21 protein-coding genes are annotated in these 19,236 nt (G+C 64.0%); 8 read left to right on the top strand and 13 right to left on the bottom strand.

What is annotated here, in order from left to right; genetic code table 11:
- Positions 1-6: 6 nt before the first annotated feature.
- Positions 7-675, top strand: a complete 669-nt coding sequence (locus M729_RS0131175) for a GntR family transcriptional regulator (protein ID WP_024502527.1) — start codon at positions 7-9, stop codon at positions 673-675.
- Here the strand turns inward: M729_RS0131175 and M729_RS0131170 are convergent.
- From M729_RS0131170 to M729_RS0131150, 5 genes are read right to left on the bottom strand one after another with little or no spacing between them, the layout of a single operon-like run.
- Complete coding sequence (locus tag M729_RS0131170; RefSeq protein ID WP_027163900.1) at positions 672-1,976, bottom strand: FAD-dependent oxidoreductase; 1,305 nt, start codon at positions 1,974-1,976, stop codon at positions 672-674. The two genes, M729_RS0131175 and M729_RS0131170, sit on opposite strands and share 4 nt — an antisense overlap.
- Positions 1,973-2,956: a branched-chain amino acid ABC transporter permease gene (locus tag M729_RS0131165; RefSeq protein ID WP_027163899.1), complete on the bottom strand. Its 984-nt coding sequence runs from the start codon at positions 2,954-2,956 to the stop codon at positions 1,973-1,975. The genes M729_RS0131170 and M729_RS0131165 overlap by 4 nt, the downstream gene beginning before the upstream one ends.
- Positions 2,953-3,861, bottom strand: coding sequence for a branched-chain amino acid ABC transporter permease (locus M729_RS0131160; RefSeq protein ID WP_013532983.1), 909 nt, complete (start codon positions 3,859-3,861; stop codon positions 2,953-2,955). The genes M729_RS0131165 and M729_RS0131160 overlap by 4 nt, the downstream gene beginning before the upstream one ends.
- Complete coding sequence (locus M729_RS0131155) at positions 3,858-4,607, bottom strand: ABC transporter ATP-binding protein (protein ID WP_027163898.1); 750 nt, start codon at positions 4,605-4,607, stop codon at positions 3,858-3,860. Before M729_RS0131155 ends, M729_RS0131160 begins: the two co-directional genes overlap by 4 nt.
- Complete coding sequence (locus M729_RS0131150) at positions 4,604-5,401, bottom strand: ABC transporter ATP-binding protein (RefSeq protein ID WP_013532981.1); 798 nt, start codon at positions 5,399-5,401, stop codon at positions 4,604-4,606. The genes M729_RS0131155 and M729_RS0131150 overlap by 4 nt, the downstream gene beginning before the upstream one ends.
- 126 nt (positions 5,402-5,527) lie before the next feature.
- Here M729_RS0131150 and M729_RS0131145 point away from each other — a divergent pair, with 126 nt between their 5' ends.
- From M729_RS0131145 to M729_RS0131120, 6 genes are read left to right on the top strand one after another with little or no spacing between them, the layout of a single operon-like run.
- Positions 5,528-6,262, top strand: a complete 735-nt coding sequence (locus M729_RS0131145) for a GntR family transcriptional regulator (RefSeq protein WP_027163897.1) — start codon at positions 5,528-5,530, stop codon at positions 6,260-6,262.
- Positions 6,259-6,741: a DUF3830 family protein gene (locus M729_RS0131140; protein ID WP_027163896.1), complete on the top strand. Its 483-nt coding sequence runs from the start codon at positions 6,259-6,261 to the stop codon at positions 6,739-6,741. Before M729_RS0131145 ends, M729_RS0131140 begins: the two co-directional genes overlap by 4 nt.
- Position 6,742: 1 nt before the next feature.
- Complete coding sequence (locus tag M729_RS0131135; protein ID WP_027163895.1) at positions 6,743-7,096, top strand: TIGR04076 family protein; 354 nt, start codon at positions 6,743-6,745, stop codon at positions 7,094-7,096.
- Complete coding sequence (locus tag M729_RS0131130) at positions 7,093-8,148, top strand: aldo/keto reductase (protein WP_013532977.1); 1,056 nt, start codon at positions 7,093-7,095, stop codon at positions 8,146-8,148. The genes M729_RS0131135 and M729_RS0131130 overlap by 4 nt, the downstream gene beginning before the upstream one ends.
- Positions 8,145-8,573 (top strand): DUF4440 domain-containing protein, encoded by a 429-nt coding sequence (locus M729_RS0131125; protein WP_027163894.1) that lies wholly within the window; start codon positions 8,145-8,147, stop codon positions 8,571-8,573. Before M729_RS0131130 ends, M729_RS0131125 begins: the two co-directional genes overlap by 4 nt.
- A gap of 48 nt (positions 8,574-8,621) precedes the next feature.
- A complete protein-coding gene (locus M729_RS0131120) occupies positions 8,622-9,881 on the top strand; it encodes an ABC transporter substrate-binding protein (protein WP_024502537.1) in 1,260 nt (419 codons plus the stop codon).
- A gap of 91 nt (positions 9,882-9,972) precedes the next feature.
- Here the strand turns inward: M729_RS0131120 and M729_RS0131115 are convergent, their stop codons facing one another.
- From M729_RS0131115 to M729_RS0131080, 8 genes are all read right to left on the bottom strand, one after another.
- Positions 9,973-10,773, bottom strand: coding sequence for an ABC transporter permease (locus tag M729_RS0131115; RefSeq protein ID WP_027163893.1), 801 nt, complete (start codon positions 10,771-10,773; stop codon positions 9,973-9,975).
- A complete protein-coding gene (locus tag M729_RS0131110; RefSeq protein ID WP_027163892.1) occupies positions 10,770-11,642 on the bottom strand; it encodes an ABC transporter permease in 873 nt (290 codons plus the stop codon). The genes M729_RS0131115 and M729_RS0131110 overlap by 4 nt, the downstream gene beginning before the upstream one ends.
- A complete protein-coding gene (locus M729_RS0131105; RefSeq protein WP_027163891.1) occupies positions 11,639-12,742 on the bottom strand; it encodes an ABC transporter ATP-binding protein in 1,104 nt (367 codons plus the stop codon). Before M729_RS0131105 ends, M729_RS0131110 begins: the two co-directional genes overlap by 4 nt.
- Before the next feature lie 75 nt (positions 12,743-12,817).
- Positions 12,818-13,843 (bottom strand): ABC transporter substrate-binding protein, encoded by a 1,026-nt coding sequence (locus M729_RS0131100; RefSeq protein ID WP_027163890.1) that lies wholly within the window; start codon positions 13,841-13,843, stop codon positions 12,818-12,820.
- Between the two features lie 51 nt (positions 13,844-13,894).
- Positions 13,895-14,893, bottom strand: coding sequence for an AraD1 family protein (araD1, locus tag M729_RS0131095; RefSeq protein ID WP_027163889.1), 999 nt, complete (start codon positions 14,891-14,893; stop codon positions 13,895-13,897).
- A gap of 32 nt (positions 14,894-14,925) precedes the next feature.
- Positions 14,926-15,702 carry an SDR family oxidoreductase gene (locus M729_RS0131090; protein WP_027163888.1) on the bottom strand — a complete coding sequence of 259 codons (777 nt, stop codon included), beginning with the start codon at positions 15,700-15,702 and terminating at the stop codon, positions 14,926-14,928.
- 11 nt (positions 15,703-15,713) lie between these two features.
- The gene (locus tag M729_RS0131085) at positions 15,714-17,441 is read right to left on the bottom strand and encodes an IlvD/Edd family dehydratase (RefSeq protein ID WP_027163887.1); all 1,728 of its coding nucleotides are present in this window, start codon (positions 17,439-17,441) and stop codon (positions 15,714-15,716) included.
- Complete coding sequence (locus tag M729_RS0131080; protein ID WP_081714243.1) at positions 17,438-18,181, bottom strand: FadR/GntR family transcriptional regulator; 744 nt, start codon at positions 18,179-18,181, stop codon at positions 17,438-17,440. Before M729_RS0131080 ends, M729_RS0131085 begins: the two co-directional genes overlap by 4 nt.
- A gap of 109 nt (positions 18,182-18,290) precedes the next feature.
- On the opposite strand from M729_RS0131080, the gene M729_RS0131075 reads away from it, so the two are divergent.
- Positions 18,291-19,220, top strand: coding sequence for an aldose 1-epimerase (locus M729_RS0131075; RefSeq protein ID WP_027163886.1), 930 nt, complete (start codon positions 18,291-18,293; stop codon positions 19,218-19,220).
- Positions 19,221-19,236: the final 16 nt, after the last annotated feature.

Raw genomic sequence — 19,236 nt, 5'->3', positions numbered from 1 at the left:
CCGCGTATGCTGAAGCTTGAACATCAGACCCTGAATGACCGCGCCTATGGCGCGCTCAAGCAGGAGTTGATTTCCGGCGGCTTCAGCCCGGGCCAGGCGCTGGTCATCCGCAAGCTCGCCGAGACGTTCGGCATCTCGACGACACCGATCCGCGAGGCGCTGCAGAGGCTTGTCGCCGAGCGGCTGCTCGAGATGCAGAACAACCGCTCGGTCATCGTGCCGTTGCTGTCCGCGCCTGCCTTCGAGGAGCTGACGCGCATCCGCATCGCCGTCGAGGGACTGGCGGGCGAGATGGCGGCGACCAGGATGAGCGAAAGCGGGCTGGCTGACATCCAGGCGACGCTCGCCGGCATGCAGCGTGCCATTGAGGCCGGCGACGCCAGGGCCTATCTCTCATTGAACGAGGCGTTCCACTTCGCCATCTACCAGCATGCCGGCGCGCCGATCCTTTTGAACATGATCCGCGACCTCTGGGGGCGGGTCGGGCCTTATCTCAAGCTGCTGATGCAGGCCGATCGCTACATCCCGCAGTCCAACGACGCGCATCGCAAGATCGTCGCCGCACTGGAGCAGCGCAGCGGTCCCACTGTGCGGATTTTCATAGAAGAGGACATCGCCGTGGCGGCCGCTGTGCTGTCTGCAAACCTTGACGCTGCCAGGGAGCCGTCGGCCTAGCTCGTCCCGTCCAGCCGGTCGCGCAGCATGCTCCAGCCGAGCAGCATGTTGGGCGCGTGCCGCAGCACGGTGTGGAACGGTATTGGCGCCGGCGGCGCGAAGGGCAGCGGCAGGTCGCGGGCGTCGGTGCCGGCGGCCCAGTCGGCCAGAACCTTGCCCATCGCCGTCGTCATGGCGATGCCGCGCCCGTTGCAGGCGCGACCGGCGATCAGTCCCGGACCGAGGTCGATCAGGTGCGGCAGGAAATCCGGTTCGACCGCTGCCATTCCCGACCAGCTGTAGGCAAGCGGCGGCAGGTCGGGCAGACCGAGATGCCGGCCGAGCCTTCGCCAGATCGTCTGCGGTACGCGCGTATCCGCACCGGCGCCAAGGATATGCATGCCGCCGCTGATCAGCCGGTTTTCGGCGTCGAAGCGGAAGGTGAACAGATTGCGTCTGGTGTCACCGACACCTTGCCCGCCGGGAAGCAATCGGTTGCGCACTTCACGAGGCAGCGGCGCTGTCGCGATCTGGAAGACTTTCAGCGGGAAGTAGGTTCGCTGCAACGACGGATTGAGGGACCAGCCATAGGCGTTGGTGGCGATCAGCACCTTGCCCGCGCGTACCGAGCCAGAGGGCATTTTCAGCATCCAGCCATCGGCTATGCGATCAACCGAGGTGACGCGCGTCTGCTCGAAGATCTTTGCGCCGGCCTTCTCCGCCGCATCGGCCAATCCGCGCGCATAGGCGACCGGATTGAGCACGCCGCCGGAACGGTCCATCCAGCCGCCGACATAGCCTGGCACGCCTGTCAGGGCTTCGACTTCCTGCCGATCCAATGTGACTGCCGGCCGGCCACGCTGTGCCCACTGCCCGGCACGTGACTTGACCTTTTCAAAGGCGGCAGGCGAATGCGCCGGCTGGATCCATCCGTTCTGCACGGCGTCGCAGTCGATGCCGTGCTGCCGGATCAGGCGGAAAACCAGGTCGGCGCTGCCGGCGGCGAAATCGATCAGTCTTTCGCCACGCGATGGTCCGAGATGGGCCAGTATGTCGGCCGGGTCCATCTTGGCGAAGTTCGGCACGACGAAGCCAGCATTCCTGCCGGTTGCGCCCCAGGCGATGAATTCGGCTTCGAGAACGGCGACGGAAAGGCCTTTGCCGGCGGCGTGCAGCGCGGTTGAAAGGCCCGAAAAGCCGCCGCCGACAATGGCCAGGTCGACATCGAGCTTACCCTGCAGCGCCGGCCGTTCGCGGCGGTCGCGGCTGACGGCAAGCCAGAGTGAAGCGCCATGCGCTTCCTGCCGAACCGCGGCATTCATGACGGGGAAACGCTTTTGGCCGTAGTCACCTTCGTCCGCTTGCCGAGCCAAGGCCGCCGTGGCCTGTCGCCGAACAGCCCGTTCGGCCGGACCAGCAGGATAACGCAGAGCATGACGCCGATGGCGGCGATCTGCAGCGCGGCGGCACGAGCCTGCTGTTCCGGCGGGAACAGGATGCTGGTCAGCGTGCCCGACCCAGCCCATATCGCCCAGACCAGGATGCTGCCGATGACGGCGCCGAGATTGCTGCCCGAGCCGCCCACGATCAGCATCACCCAGACCTGGAAGGTCAGGATCGGCAAATAATTGTCCGGCGCGATGAAGCCGGTGAAATGCGCCTGCAATGCGCCGGCCAGTGCCATGATGGCGCCGCCCACGGCGAAGGCCTGGACGCGATAGAAACGCGCGCTCTTGCCAAGCGAGATCGCCGCCCGCTCATCCTCGCGTAGCGCCTTCAGCACGCGGCCCCACGGGCTGCGCGACAGATGTTCCAAAGCGAGATAGGCGACCAGAGTCACCGCCGCGACCACGGCAAGGTTCGACAGGTTGAACAGCAGCGGCGTCTCGGCAAGGCTGCCGAAGGGGCGCGGGATGAAGCCGATGCCGAACGGGCCGCCGGTCAGTTTCTGCGCGTTGAGCGCGACCAGTTGCACGACGACGGCGACGCCGAAGGTGGTGATCGCCAGATAGTCGGACCTGAGCCGCAGCGTCGCCATGCCAGTTAACGCCGCGGCAATGCCGCCGACGACCATGGCGCCCGCCCAGCCGACAACGATCGGCAGGCCAAGGCCACCCAGCCGCGCGGCGTCGTCGGGAGTGGTCAGCAATGCCGAGGTGTAGGCGCCGATGGCGACGAAGCCGGCAAGGCCGACATTGAACAGGCCGGTCAGGCCCCACTGCAAATTGAGCCCCAGCGTGACCAGCGAAAAGATCAGCGCGGTGGTCAGGAAGAAGGCGCCGTAGCCGATCAGATCCATCAGCGTTCCCTCACACCAAACAGGCCGATCGGCCGCACGAACAGCACCGCCATCAGGATGATGAAGGAGACGGCGGCGCGCCATTCGGCGCCGATCAGCTGCACGGCACCGGCCTCGGCGAGCCCGATGATCAGGCCGCCGAGCACGGCGCCGGGGATGCTGCCGATGCCGCCGAGAATGGCGGCGGCAAACATCGGCAATAGCATGTCGAAGCCCATGAACGGGCGGATCTGCACCAGGATGCCGATCATCACGCCGGCCACGCAGGCCAGCGCCCCGCCGATGACCCAGGTGACGCGCACCACGCTGGCGACGTCGATGCCGACGATGCGGGCCAGTGCCGCGTTCTGGCTCAGGGCCTGCATCGAGCGGCCGGTCTGCGTGCGCGTCATCAACAGATGCACGGCGAGCACCAGCACCGCGGTCAGCAGCAAAAGCGCGATCTGGTCTGATGTGATGCGGATGCCGAAGCCGACCGGCATGGCGATCTGGATCGCCCGGCTGAAATAGGTCGGCCGCGAGGTGAAGGTGAATTCGAGCAGGCTTCTCAGCGCCATCGAGGCACCGAAGCTCGCCATCACCACGATGATCGCCTGGCCTTGCGAGCGCAGCCGCGAAAACAGCACCTTGTCGAGCAGCAGCGCCAGCAAAGCGGTGAAAGCCATGCCGACGACCAGCGCGACAATCAGCGGCCAGCCGAAGGACAGCGGTGCGATCGGTGCCACCTTGCCGACTGTCGCGCCGATGGCGCTGACGACGGCCAGCGTCGCGTAGGTGCCCCAGGCCATGAAGTCGCCATGGGCAAAGTTCGAGAAGCGCAGGATCGAATAGGTAAGCGTCACGCCGATGGCGCCCAGGCCGATCATCGAACCCGTCAGCAATCCGTCGACGACAAATTGCAGGCTCATGCCCCACCTCCTGTGCCGGACTTGCGGGGGCGCTGGCCGAGATAGAGTTCGGCGACTACCGGATCGTTCCACAGCTCGGAAGCAATGCCCTCGTGCCGGTCTTTGCCTTCGACCAGCACATAGGCGCGGTCGCCGATGGCGAGCGCTGCCTTGGCATTCTGTTCGACGAGCAGGATGGTGACGCCGGACTTGCGGATGTTTGCCAGCATCTCGAACACCATCGAGACGAATTTCGGCGACAGGCCGGCCGACGGCTCGTCTAGCACCAGCACCTTGGGGTGGACGATCAGCGCCCGCGCAACGGCGAGCATCTGCCGTTGTCCGCCCGAGAGGTTGCCGGCGGCGGTGCGGCGCTGGCGGACGAGATCGGGGAAGGCGGCATACATCTCCTCGATGCGCGCAGGAATCTCGCGCCGCTCAAGGATGCCGCAAGCAACTCTGAGATTGTCCTCGACCGACATCAGTGGGAAGATATTTTCGGTCTGCGGCACGAAGGCCAGCCCGAGCCGCACCATGGTGTGGGCCGGCGCGGCAGTGATGTCCTTGCTGTCCAGAAACACTGTGCCGCCGGTGATCGGGACGAGGCCGGCGATGGCCTTGATGAAGCTAGACTTGCCGGCGCCGTTGGGGCCGAGCACCACGACGATCTCGCCCTTGGCGACGGTGATCGAGGCGCCGCGCACGATCGGCACGCCGGGCTCGTAGCCGGCTTCGAGGTCGCGGACATCGAGAACGATCTCGCTCATGCCGCGCCTCCGAGATAGGCCTCGATGACGCGCGGGTCGCGAGCGACCTCTTCGGCCGTGCCTTCACTGAGCAGCTGGCCGCTCGCCATGACGAGGACGCGATGGCAGAGCCGCGTCACCATGTCGATATTATGCTCGATCAGCAGGAAGGTGATACCGCGCGCATTGATGTCGCGGATGCGGTCGATGATGACTTCGAGCAGCGTCGCGTTGACGCCGGCCGCCGGTTCGTCGAGCAAGATGATCGCCGGATCGGCCATCATCACGCGGGCGAGTTCGAGCAGCTTGCGCTGGCCGCCGGAAAGCACGCGCGCCGGCTCATGCGCGAGATGGGCGAGGGCGACCAGTTCCAGCAGTTCAAGCGCCTTTGTCCTGGCGGCCCTTTCCTGCGCGGCGACGCGCCATGGCGTGACGAAATTGGCAAGCAGCTTTTCGCCGGCCTGACCCTGTGCCGCCAGCATGATGTTTTCGATCAGCGTCAGGTTGGGCAGCGGGCGCGGTATCTGAAACGTGCGGCCGAGACCGCGTCCGATGCGCAGATGTGCTGCTTCGCCCGAGACGCGCGCGCCGTTGAGAAGGATTTCGCCGCTGGTCGGCAATATGCTGCCGGCAAGCAGGTCGAACATCGTCGTCTTGCCGGCGCCGTTGGGGCCGATGAGGCCGAGGATTTCGCCCGCTTTGACGTTAAACGAGACGTCGTTGACCGCTACAAGGCCGCCGAACCGCCTGACGACATTCCTTGCCGTCAGAACCGGCGCGCGGGTTTCCCCTTGCCGTTTGGTTGCCTCGCTCATCAAACCCTCTGGCCGAAGACGATCGCTGCCGCCTCCTGATTATGATTTGTGATCACACTTGCGTTGATCACGCTATTCGGCTTTAATTTCCTCCGCAAGCCGAAAACCGGCCACGAACGGAATTCCATGCAAAAGGCTGCCATCGAAAAGAACAACGAGGTGATCGCGGCCCAGCTTGCGCCGGTAGGCCGCGAGACCGTGCAGGACCGCGTGTATTCCGAGCTGCGCCGCGCCCTGATTGGCGGCCTGTTCGAACCGAGCCAGGTGCTGACCATCCGTGGCCTGGCTGAGGCCTTGGTCACCTCGACCATGCCGGTGCGCGAGGCGCTCGGCCGGCTGATCACGGAAAAGGCGCTGGAGGCGCTGCCCAACCGTTCGGTGCGCGTGCCGCCGATCACGCTGGAACGCCTCGACGATCTCCTGCGGGCTCGCATCCTGATCGAGGGCGAGGCGATCGCGCTGGCCGCCGCCCGCATGGGTCCGCGCCAGATCGCCACCATCGAAACCATCCTCGCCGAATGGGACGAGATGCGGGCTTTGAAACACAAGAAGGACGTCGACCGCGAAGTGACGCTCAACCAGAGCTTTCATTTCGAGATTTACCGCTCCTGCGGTTCGGCCGTGCTGATCCCGATGATCGAGAGCCTGTGGCTGCAATCGGGTCCCTGCATTCGTGTCGCCATCTACGCCTTCTCGGAAGCCGGCGAGGTCGACACCGCCCAATATCACCGCCGCATCGTCACGGCGCTGTCCACGCAGGATGCGCAGGCGGCGCGCGAGTCGCTGGTCGCCGACATCAGCCGACCCTTCACCTTCCTGCGCAGCAAGTTGCAGGCCGCCGCCGCGAAAGACCAGACATGACCGCCATCAGGATCACCGAGCCGCGCTCGCAGCTTTCCGTAACGGCATTGCTGCTGCCCGAGAAGGCGCCGGAAAACGCTGCCTTCCTCTTGGCCTACCTCGGCACGCCACGCGTTGTTCCGGGCATCCATGCGATGTGGACCGGGCCTGAGATTTCCTGTCCGGTTCCATCAACCGACCTCGAGGGCCAGGCCTATGCAAAACCGTTGCCGGCCGAGAACGCGACGCTGAACCCGCAGCCGGGCGACATCGTACTGTCCTACGTGCCGCCACGCATGTGGGGCGGCAATCCCAATGCGATCTTCGACATTGGCCTCTACTACGGGCAGGGCGCGCGGCTCTTGTTCCCGATAGGCTGGCTGGCCGGCAGTGTGGTGGCGCAGGTGCGCGTCGAAGAGCGTGACCGGTTCGCCTCCGCGTGCGGTGTCATCCGCCGCAACGGCGCCTGCGATATCACCTTCAGCCTGATGGAGGCCTGACATGGCCGACGACAGTTTCGAGCTGTTCGACCTTCGCGTCGAGGCGGTCATCCCCAAGGGCAAACCTATCTATTGCGGCGCCAAGGAAGGCGACTATTTCGAGCTCAAGGGCGAGATGCTGTCGATGCCGGCAGGGCAGGGTTTTTCGATCTATTCGATCGCCGCCGTGTTGCCGCTGCTGGCAGCCAAGCAGCGCCCAACCCACCCGAACGACTGGATGACCTCGGACGCCGAGATCGCTTGTCCCGATCCCAATTGCGGCAGCCGGCTGCGGATCGTCAGGGCCGCCAAGCGGCGGTTCAGCCACGCCGAGACGACGACGGTGCCGCTGCCGAAAGAGGATGACCTGAGATGACCGCAAACACCTTCGAACTCGGCCCCGGCTACACCATCTCGCGCGTCATTCGCGGCGGCTGGCAGCTGGCTGGCGGCCACGGCGCCATTGACCGCAGCCAGGCGGTGGCCGATCTGATCGCCACGTTCGATGCCGGCATCTGGACCTATGACTGCGCCGACATCTACACCGGCGTCGAGGAGTTGATCGGTGCCGCGCGCCTGCGGCTGGCCAGCGAGCGCGGCCTCGACGTCGCGGCCCGGATGAAGGTGCACACCAAGCTGGTGCCCGACCTCGAACGGCTGGCCAGTATCAGCCGTGACTACATCAGGGGCATCATCGACCAGTCATTGCGGCGGCTGAAGACCGAGCGGCTCGATCTCGTGCAGTTCCATTGGTGGGACTATGAACAGCCGCGCTATGTCGATGCCATGGGCTGGCTCAACGAGCTTCGGTTGGAGGGCAAGGTGCGAAATCTCGGCACCACCAATTTCGACACGCCAAGGCTCGCCGAGATACTCGCTGCCGGCATCCCGCTGGTCAGCCAGCAACTGCAATATTCCGTGCTCGACCAGCGCCCGGGCAGCAGCCTGGCCGCGCTCGCAAAACAGAACGGCGTCAGCTTCCTCTGCTATGGTTCAGTCGCCGGCGGCTTCCTCAGCAACAAATGGCTCGGTGCGGCCGAGCCCGCCACGCCGCTCGAAAACCGCTCGCTGGTCAAGTACAAGCTGATCATTGACGATTTTGGCGGCTGGGAGCTGTTCCAGCACCTGCTGCAGGCGCTGAAGGCCGTTGGCGACCGCCACGGCGTTGACGTCGCCACCATCGCTAGCGCCTGGGTGCTGGAGCAGCCGCAAGTGGCGGCGGTCATCGTCGGCGCCCGCAACCAGGCCCACGCCATTGCCAATGCGAAAATCATGGACGTTGCGCTCGACGCCGAGGACCGGGAGCGGATTGCGGCCGTCATCGCGCAAGGCACCGGCCTCGAAGGTGACGTCTACACGCTGGAACGCGACCGCCGCGGCCGCCACGGTTCGATCATGCATTACAACCTCAATGCGGGGAAGAAATGAGCGGCGAACCCTCCCTGTTTTCACGCGCCAGCGCCGAAATCATCGACCTGCACCGCTTCTTCGTCGACTGGTTCGTCGCCGCGCGAGCCAACACGGTGGACTTCGGCCGCTTCGAACGCGCCATGGGCAAGGACCTCAGCATGGTGGCGCCGGACGGGCAGATCCTCGATCGCGAAGCGGTCGTCGACCATGTCCGCGCAAGCCGTGCTTCCTGCGACGATGGTTTCGCCATTTCGATCGAGGACATCCGGCCCGGCTGGCAGGACGCGGATACCATCGTCGTCCTCTATGTCGAAGCGCAGCTGCGCGCAGGCAAGCACAGCCGCCGTCAATCGAGCGCCGTCTTCACGACCAGTTCATCGGCGCCCAACAGCGTCGAATGGCGACATCTGCATGAAACCTGGCTGCAGGTGCCGGAACGCTGAACAGGCTACAGAATTCAAATACAGTCGAGTAACGAAAGGGGAACAACAATGACAAAGACGATACTCCAACTCACCACAGCGCTCGCTCTCGTCACGATGGCGGGTGCTGCGCAAGCCGCCGATTGCAAGATCACCGTCGGCCTCGTCATGGAGCTGACCGGCCCGGCCGGCGAATACGGCCAGGCCGGCGCCAAGTCGGTCGAGATGGCCTTCCGCGACATCAACGGAGCCGGCGGGGTGCGCGGCTGCGATCTCGTCACCGACACGCGCGATAGCCAGAGCCAGGGCAACATCGCCGTCGACGCCGCCACCCAACTTGTTCAAGTCAAGAAGGTGCCGGTCATCATCGGCGGCATCATCTCGTCGGTGTCGATCCCCATCCTGACCTCGGTGACCGCGCCAGCCAAGATCGTCCAGGTCTCGCCGGCGTCGTCCTCGCCGACGCTGACGGCGCTCGGCCGCGACGGCAAGACCAACGGCATCTTCTTCCGCACCATCACCTCGGATGCGCTGCAGGGTGTCGCCGCCGCCAAATATGCCATCGACAAGGGTTTCAAGAAGCTGTCGATCATCCACGTCAACAACGATTTCGGCGTCAACATGGTGGCCGAATTCTCGCGTGCCTACAAAGCGCTCGGCGGCACCATCGTCTCCGACACGCCTTACAATGAAAAGCAGTCGAGCTATGCCTCCGAAGTCACCGCGGCAATGGCCGGTGAACCGGACGGTCTCTACCTCGTCAGCACACCGGTCGACGGCGCCACGGTCGCCCGCACCTGGATCTCGCAGGGCGGTGTGCAGAAATTCCTGCTCAATGACGGCATGAACAGCCCGGACTTCATCGAATCCGTCGGCGCCGATTATCTGAGGGAAGCCTACGGCACGTCGTCCGGCACCAGCCCGACGGCCTCGACGGAGTATTTCACCAAGAACTATAAGGAATTCTCCGGCATCGAACCGACCAATCCGGCAGCCGACCGTTCCTATGACGCCGGCGCGATTGTTGGCCTCGCCATCGCCATTGCCGGCTCCGAGGACCCGGCCAAGATCAAGGACGCGATGTACAAGGCGGTCGATCCGGCCGGCACGCCGATCTTTGCTGGCAAGGAAGAGTTCGCCAAGGCGCTCGGCCTGATCAAGGACGGCAAGCCGATCCGCTACGAAGGCGTCATCGGCCCGGTCGCTTTCGATAAATATGGCGACATCACAGGCCCGTTCCGGCTGTGGAAGATCGTCGACGGCAAGGTAGCGACGGACGGTGAAATGACCACCGACGATGTCAACGCCTTGCAGGCCAAGCTTCAGTAAGCATCATTCCGTTTGGTCCGGCATCGATTATGTCAGCATCGATGCCGGACCAAGAATATGGCTGCCTCATTGCGGCGCTCTTGCCCGGCACTCACGTCCGTTCCGTCGCAACTTGCCTGGGGATGAGAAAGCGGCCGGCGAGCACGCAGAGCAGCACGGTGAACATCAGGATCAGAGCCACCAGCGCATTGATGTCGGGTGAGAAGCCAAGCCGCATCATCGCCCACAGCCTGACCGGCAGCGTGCTTTGCGTGCCAGTGACCAGGATGGTGATCATGGTCTCGTCGAATGACAGGGCGAAGGCCAGGATGGCGCCGCCGACCATGGCGCTCGACAGGTTCGGCAGGATGATGCGCCAGAAGGTCTGCCAGCCCGTGGCACCGAGATCGTAGGACGCTTCAACCAGCGTGCGGCTCATCGACTGCAGCCGCATCAGTACCGTGCGGTAGACTATCGCCAACACGAAAACCGTATGGCCGATAACGACCGTCAGCAGCGAGCGTTCGAGGCCGATCTCGCGGAAGAAGATCAGCAGCGCCAGGCCGCTGATGATCGGCGGCATCAGGAACGGCAGGAAGATGATGAACTGCAGCAGCGAGCGTCCGGAACGGCGCCCATAATAATAGAGCGCCAGCAGCGTTCCGCTGACCACCGACAGGATGACGGTGCAGACGCCGACGATCAGCGTCGTGCGCAGAGCGGCCAATATGTCGTGGTTTTCAGCCAGCGCCACATAGGTCGCAAGCGTCGGCGACGACCAGTCGACGGAGCCATGCGAAATGGTGAAGAACGACGACACGATCGGCACGAACAGCGGGCTGTAGAGCAGGACCGCAACCAGTGTCGTGATCGCGGCCAGAAAGATCGTGGACAGTCGGGGCAGGGCGCTCATACCGAAGTCCCCGGGTTGCGGCCAAAGCGTTCGCCGATGAGGATTGCGGCGATCACCACGACGGCCAGCGCCACCGACAGCGCCGCGCCGAACGGCCAGTTATAGGCCGTGCCGAACTGGCTGTAGAGGATGCGGCCGAAGGTGAAGCCGCTGATCCCACCGACCATCTGCGGCGTCAGGAAATCGCCGATCGCCAGCACGAAGACGAAGCTCGCCGCCGAAGCGACGCCGGGCAGGCTGAGCGGCAAGGTGATGCGCAGGAAGGTTTGCAAGCCGCTCGCGCCGAGATCGTCGGATGCGCGCAGCAGCACCTGCGGAATCCGCTCCAGCGACAGGAAGATCGGCAGGATGGCGAAGGGGATCAAGAGCAGGGTCAGCGTCAAAAGGATGGCGTTCATATTGAACACGAAAAGCGTCGACGGTTCCTGCAGAATGCCGAGCGCCACCAGTGCCTTGTTGAGGAAACCGTTGAGGCCGAGGATGCTGCGGATGGCATAGATCTTGATGACGTAGCTCATCAGCAGCGGCACCAAGAGCAGCATCAGCAAGGCGTAGCGCCAACGGCCTTTCAGCGTCGTCAGGAAATAGGCGGCGGGATAGGCGAGCAGGATGCAGATGATGGCCACCGACACGCAAAGCACGATGGTGTTCCAGAACACCGGCAGAAAGACCGGATCGGTAAAGAACCTGACATAGTTGCCCAGCGACAAGCCGTAGACGATCGTGCCCTGGTCGACGCTGAAGAAGCTGTAGCCGAGGAAGATCGCCAGCGGCACCAGGACGAAGACCACTGGCAAGGCAAACGCCAGCACCGTCACCAGCAGCGACAGCCGTTTTTCCGCAGGCAGCGTCGATCCTGCTTTGCTCATGCCAGCACCAGATGGCCTTCATGCGGCGCAAAGGAAAGCGATACGGCCTCGCCGGATCTGAGCGCGCTGCCGTCGACGCGGCTCGGCACGCGCAGCCGCAAGCGTTGCGCGGCATTGTCGGCGCCGGCCGCGATGGTGGCGACGGTCGACGAGCCGGCAAAGGCCAGATCGGAGATCGTGCCGGAAAAACGGTTGTCGGTGTCCTTTGCATCCGCAAGGTGCAAGGCTTCTGGACGGAACGCGGCGTAAGCGCTGGCGCCTTCCGCTGCGGCTTTCAAATGCGGCTGGTCGCTGATCGAACAGATGAGGCGCCCGAGCGCCGTCTCGATCGATCGCAGCTCGCCCTGGACCGGTCCGAGTTTCCCGGCCACCAGATTGTTCTCGCCGAAGAAACGCGCGACGAATTCGCAATTCGGTCTGTAGTAAAGGTCGTGCGGCGTGCCGAGCTGGCGGATATGGCCGGCCTCCATGACGCAGATCCGATCGGCCATGCCGATGGCTTCTTCCTGGTCATGGGTGACGAACAGGAAGGTGGTCCTGATTTCGCGCTGGATGGACTTTAGGAACACCTGCATCTGCCGGCGCAGTTCGAGGTCGAGTGCGGCGAGCGGCTCATCGAGCAGGATCAGGCGCGGCTGGCAGATCAGCGCACGGGCGAGTGCGACGCGCTGGCGCTGGCCGCCGGAGAGCTGCGCCGGAAAGCGGTCGGCGAAACGCCCGAGCTGGACCAGTTCCAGCGCCTCCGCGACTCGGCGCGCGATTTCCTTGCGCTGGACATGGCGAACCGAAAGCCCGTAGCCGACATTGCCGGAAACGGTCAGGTGCGGGAACAGCGCATAGTCCTGAAACACGGTGTTGAACGGCCGCCGGTTGATCGGCATGCGGCTGATGTCTTGCCCATCCAGGCGTATCTCCCCCGACGTCAGCGGTTCCAGCCCGCCGATCAGCCGCAGCACCGTGGTCTTGCCGGAGCCGGATGGTCCAAGAACGGTGAGGAACTCACCGTCCTTGATCGACAGGTCGATGTCGTGCAGCACGGGGACCGTGCCGTAGGATTTCGAGACGGACCGCAGCGTCAAGAGGTCGGTGTTCTGGTTCATGAAATACTCTCGCATACGCTTCGGCGGTCCGGAACTCCGGACCGCCGGGTCCTTCGAAGGCATGGTGCGGAAAGATCAGGGCGTTGCCTTGACCTCGTTCCACATGTCCGAACGCTTGAGCGGGTCCTCGACATTGTTGAGCCAGACCAGCTTGTCGTTGCCGCCGGCGCTGCCGGTTTCCGTCACCGTGTTGCCGAAGCCGGTACGCTCGGAAAGCTGGCCGCCGACCTTCTTGCTCAGCATGAAGTCGATCCATTTCTCGGCTGCCGCATTATCACGGACACCCTTGGAAATGACCCAGTTGTCGAGCCAGGCAAGCGCGCCCTCGCTTGGATTGACGTAGGCGACATGGGCGCCGATCTTCTGCAGCGCCTTGACCTGCTGCTGGCCGTAATTGGCCCAGATCAGGGCCACATCATTGTTCTGGTAGATCTGCTGCGCCTCGTCGGCGGTGGTGTAGAAGCTGAGCACGTTGCGCTTGAGTTCGACCAGCTTGGCCTTGACTGCAGCCATCTGCTCTTCGTTGAGGTTGAACGGATCCTTGTAGCCGAGCGTCAGTGCGGTGAACGAGAAATTGTGCTCGCCATTATCATACGCCAGCACCTTGCCCTTGTAGGCCGGGTCCCACAGAACCGACATCGAGGTCGGCGCCGGCTTGACCTTGTCGGTGTCGTAGATCAGGCCGATGGAGTCGAAGCAGAACGGAATGCCGTAGACCTTGCCGTCCTTGGTCACGCCGCTGACCGCCGTCAGGTCGCGGAAGCGCGGCAGCACGTCTTTCTGGTTGGCGAGCTTGGTGACGTCGATCGGCGACACCAGGTCAGCCTTGATGTAGCGCTGCAACTGGGCGGTGTTGACAGCAAAGACGTCGAAGTCCTGGCCCTCGCTGCCCTTGATCTTGGCCCAGATCTCGTCGTCGCTGCCGATGAAGACGACATCGACGCCGATGCCGGTCGCGGCGGTGAAGTCCTTGACCCAGTCGGCATCGGCGTAGCCGTCCCAGGCCAGTACCCGAAGGTTCGCGGCGAGCGCCGCCGATGTCATCAGGCCGATGCTGAGCCCGATTGTCGCTAGTCCTAAAAACGCTTTCTTCAGTCCCATTTTAATCTCCCATTATCGTTCTGGTGGACCGTAATTTTCGGGCCTGCGCCGTCACAGCTGGGTAACAGCGACCAGTCCCTCGTCCGGCACCGACACCATCCGGTTGCGCAGTGGCTTGCCGAACGTCTGTGCCTGGATTTCATACTCGTCGCCGGAAGCCGTCTTGACGCCGGAGGCGTAGCTCATCACCGCCGCGCCGAAGAAATAGGCGTGAAGGTCGCCCGCCCTGCGGTGCATCGGGTAGCGGAAATGGAAGTGTTCGAGATTGGCGATCGAGTGCGACATGTGCGCTTCACCCGACAGGAACTCCTGCTCCCAGATAACAGTGCCGTCGCGCAGGATGCGCGAATGGCCGCGCACTTCTTCGGGCAGGTCACCGATCAGCAGTTCCGGACCGATCGAGCAGGAGCGCAGCTTGGAATGGGCGAGATAAAGGTAGTTCTCGCCCTCCGTCACGTGGTCGGAATATTCGTTTCCGAGCGCATAGCCGATGCGATAGGGATGGCCATCGGGTCCATTGACATAAAGCCCGACGATCTCGGCTTCCTCTGCACCGGCTTTCGCGAATGCCGGCATCGGCAGCGGCGCGCCGGGCGGGACAACGCAGGTGCCGACGCCCTTGAAGAACCACTCTGGCTGAATCCCGATCTTGCCGGCGCCAGGCTTGCCGCCCTCCAGCCCCATGCGAAAGATTTTCAAGGAATCGGATTCGTCGGCGTCTTCGCCATGGGTCAGAACATGCATCTGGTTGCGCGCGGCGGCACTTCCGGTGTGGGTGAGGCCGGTGCCGGTGACCAGGAAGCGCGCCGGTTCGGGATGGTCGACCGGAGCGAGCACCTGGCCATCGCGCAACAGTTGGTCGTAGTCGATTTTCGCCGTGCCGGTCCGCTTCTCGACCAGCGCTGCGATCGACGTGCCCTGGGCAATTGCCGCTTCGGCCAGCTCCAGCACGCTGCTGGTCTTTTCGAGCGGGTGCAGATGATTGCCGTCATCGCAGACACGGCCAACCCGTCTGCTGCCGTCGGCCATTCTGAACTGAACAAGACGCATGAACTAACCTTCTTCCTTTGAAACCGTACGGGTCACACCCAGCCCGCATCGACGATGAACTGCTGGCTCGTGCACATGCGGCTGTCGTCGGCGGCCAGGAACAGCGCCATGCGCGCGATATCGGAGGGTTGCAGCCGGTCGGGCAGGCACTGCCTTTCCGCGATCTGGCGTTCGCCGGCCGGGTTCAACCACAGGCGCATCTGGCGCTCTGTCATCACCCAGCCCGGCACCATGCAGTTGACGCGGATGCGCTCGGGGCCAAGCTCGCGGGCCAGCGCCCGCGTCATGCCGTAAACAGCCGCTTTCGCGGTGACATAGGCTGGGCAATCTGGATCGCCGACCATCCAGGTGATGGAGCCGAAATTGATGATCGAGCCGCCGCCCTGCGCGCTCATCTGCGGACGCACTGCCTGCGCCGCGAAGAACTGGTGGCGCAGATTGACTGCCATGCGGTCGTCCCAATAGGCAACCGTCACATCCTTGGTCTGGTGGCGGTCGTCATTGCCGGCATTGTTGCACAGCGCCTGGATGGGGCCATTGTGCTGCATTGCCTGCACGGTTGCCGCCTGCAACTCTTCGACGTTGCGCAGGTCGCAGGGAATGAACAGCGGCGCGGCATGTCCCTCGGCCGCAATCGCGTCGACCAGACGTTGGGATGGTTCTTCGGCCATGTCGACGAAGGCGACGCGGCTGCCCTGGGCGCAGAAATGGCGCACCAGGCTTTCGCCGATGCCGCTGCCGCCGCCGGTTATGAAGACGCTGCGGCCCTTGAGGCTTGGATAGATCGCGTAGCCGATTTCATCCGTCATCGCGCGCCTCTCTAGTGCGAATGCCGAGGAATGCCGGCATCGCGCCGGCCGACGAGAAAGTCGAAATCGCAGCCCTTGTCGGCCTGCAGCACGCGCTCGACATAAAGGCTCTGGTAGCCGCCCTCCGGCGACGCCGGCGGCTTCCAGTCACGCCGGCGGATGGCGAGCTCCTCTTCCGACACCAAAAGTTCCAACCGGCGGCCGGCGACATCGAGCTCGATAAGATCGCCGTCGCGCACCAGCGCCAGCGCGCCGCCTGCGGCAGCTTCTGGAGCCACATGCAGAACCACGGTGCCGTAGGCGGTGCCGCTCATGCGCGCGTCCGAAATGCGCACCATGTCGGAGATGCCTTGCTTGAGCAGTTTGGCCGGCAGCGGCATGTTGCCGACCTCGGCCATTCCGGGATAACCGCGCGGCCCGCAGTTCTTCAGCACCATCACCGAGGAGGCATCGATGTCCAACTCCGGATCGTCGATGCGGGCGTAGTAATGCTCGATGTTTTCGAACACCACCGCCTTGCCGCGATGCTGCATCAGCTCGGGCGTTGCCGCGGACGGCTTGATGACCGCGCCGTCAGGCGCCAGATTGCCGCGCAGGATGGAGATGCCCCCTTCCTTGGTCAGCGGCTCGCTCATTGGGCGGATCACTTCGCTGTTGTAGTTGGGCGCGCCGTCGATCAATTCACCGATGGTCTTGGCGCTGACGGTCATGGCGTCGCGATGAAGAAGCCCCACTTCATCAAGCGACGCCATGACCGCAGCTAGCCCCCCGGCGTAGTAGAAATCTTCCATCAGGAACCGGCCCGACGGCATCAAATCGACAATAGTTGGAACGTCACGACCTAGGCGGTCCCAGTCTTCGAGGCTGAGATCGACACCGATCCGGTTGGCGATGGCGATCAGATGCAGCACCGCATTGGTCGAGCCACCGATCGCGCCGTTGACGCGAATGGCGTTCTCGAACGCTTGCCTGGTGAGGATCTCCGCGATCGTCACGTCCCTGCGCACCAGATCGACGATCTGGCGTCCGGCCATCTGGGCGAGCACGCCACGGCGCGAATCCACCGCCGGGATCGCGGCGTTGTCCGGCATGCCGATGCCGAGCGCTTCGACCATGCTGGCCATGGTCGAGGCCGTGCCCATCGTCATGCAGCTGCCCGCCGATCGGCTCTGGCCCTGCTCGGCGGCGAGGAAGTCGGCAACCGGCATGCGGCCGGCTTTAACCTCCTCGGCGAATTTCCAGACGTGGGTGCCCGAGCCGATATCCTGTCCGCGGAACTTGCCGTTGAGCATCGGCCCGCCGGAAACGGCGATGGTCGGCAGGTTGCACGATGCGGCGCCCATCAGCAGCGCCGGTGTGGTCTTGTCGCAACCGACCAGCAGGATGACGCCATCGATCGGATTGCCGCGGATGGACTCTTCGACATCCATGCTGACCAGATTGCGAAACAGCATGGCGGTGGGGCGCATGTTGCTCTCGCCCAGCGACATCACCGGAAATTCGAGCGGCAGGCCGCCGGCTTCATAGACGCCGCGCTTGACGTGATCGGCCAGCGCCCGCAGATGCGCGTTGCATGGGGTCAATTCCGACCAGGTGTTGCAGATGCCGATCACCGGGCGGCCGTCGAAAGCGTCGGCGGGAATGCCCTGGTTCTTCATCCAGCTGCGGTGCATGAAGGCGTTCTTGCCCTCACCGCCGAACCAGGCCTCGGACCGCAGTTTGCGTTTGGTGTCGGTCACGATGTCTGTTCCCGTTCCTGGCGGCGCTTGTTGCGGTTTTCGACGCTGCGGCGCACGTCCTCCTCGGCATTGTCGATGAGGACCAGCAGCGCCTTTTGTGCGCCGGTCGCGTCGCCGGCGGCGATCTTTTCGGCGACTTCCCGGTGCAGCGGCAATGAGGGGCGCTGCCCTTCCGGATTGTCGTTGGAAAGACGAAAGCTCGTCACCAATGCGGTTTCGACCAGTGCCGCCAGCGAGCCGATCAGCTCATTGCCGGTCATGCGCAGTATGGTCTGGTGGAACAAAAGGTCAGGCTTGGCGAAGCGGTCGCCGTCGTCGACCACCGCCTCCATTTCGACCAGAGCTGCATTGATCTCGGCGATCTGCGCTGGCGTGGCGCGCTGGGCCGCAAGCGCTGCCGACATCGGCTCGATGGCCCTGCGCAATTCGAACAGCGCCCGGACATCGTCGGCGCTGACACCGCTGGCATAGCGCCATGACAGGACGTCCGGGTCGAGGAAATTCCAGTCGGCACGAGGACGCACCCGTGTGCCGGTCTTCGGCCGCGATTCGACCAGCCCCTTGCCCGCCAACACCTTGATCGCCTCGCGCAGCACCGTGCGGCTGACCCCCAGCATCTCGCTTGAATCGTCGGCATTGGGCAGTGCCTCGCCGGGCAGGAAATCGCCTTGAACGATGCGCAATCCGATTTGCTCGACGACGGTCGCATGCAGAGCGGTGGAGCCGCTGGAAACCGCCACCGCGACTCTCGACGTACGCGCCATACTGAAAGATTTGTTATTCTTCATACTATTCATATGATATGTCTTATAGGCATGGCGATTGGAGTCAAGGGATGGGGGTGTGCCGATGACAAAGAATTCCGCTGCCGTTACCGAGCAGCACCAAGAGCTGATCTCGATCAGCGATGGCATTGCGACCGTGGAAATCGTCCCTGCTGCCGGCGGTGCCCTGGCGTCGTATCGCTGGCGGCAAAACGGATCCGTCGTGGATTGGCTGCGCCCTGCTGACCCGGCGGCGATCGGCCGCCGCGATGCCGGCGCCATGGCCTGCTTCCCGCTGGTTCCCTATTCCAATCGCATAAGGGGCGGTCGCTTCGCATTCGCCGGCCGCACCGTCGAACTGCCGACCAACTCGGACGATCCGCACTATGAGCACGGCCATGGCTGGCGTCGATCATGGACAGTCGTGCGGCACGAAGCCAGCAGCACGGTCCTATCCTATCGCCATGCTGCCGATTCCTGGCCGTGGAGCTATGAGGCAAGGCAGGCCATCTCGCTGATCGATGGCGGGCTGGCGATTGCCCTCTCGCTGCGCAACCTTTCGGACACGCCGATGCCGGCAGGCTTTGGCCTACATCCCTATTTTCCGTCGACGCCGTGGACACATGTCCAGGCGCGGGTGTCCGGCATGTGGGAAACCGATGCGGAAATCCTGCCCACCATCCACATACCGCCGCCGCCGGGCGCCAACCCGACCACGGGCTTCGACGTGTCGGAGACGGACTTCGACACGGTCTTCACCGGATGGTCGCGCCGCGCCCGGATCTCCTGGCCGGAGCATGGACGGCAACTGGACATCGAGGCCGAGGCGCCACTCGATTTCCTTGTCCTCTACACGCCGCCCGGCGAGCCGTTCTTTTGCGCCGAACCGGTCAGCAACATCACCGATGCCTTCAACCGCAGGGCTGACACGGGCATCGAGACCGGCTGCATCGTACTGGCGCCCGGGCACATGAGGTCCGCAAGCGTTCGCTTCACGCCTTCGCGGGAGATCTGATCGCCAGTCTGAGCCG

Source organism: Mesorhizobium sp. WSM1293 (assembly GCF_000513875.1).
Lineage (GTDB): Bacteria > Pseudomonadota > Alphaproteobacteria > Rhizobiales > Rhizobiaceae > Mesorhizobium > Mesorhizobium ciceri.
The sequence above is the reverse complement of the archived record's forward strand: the minus strand, read 5'-3'. Positions and strand labels throughout refer to the sequence as shown.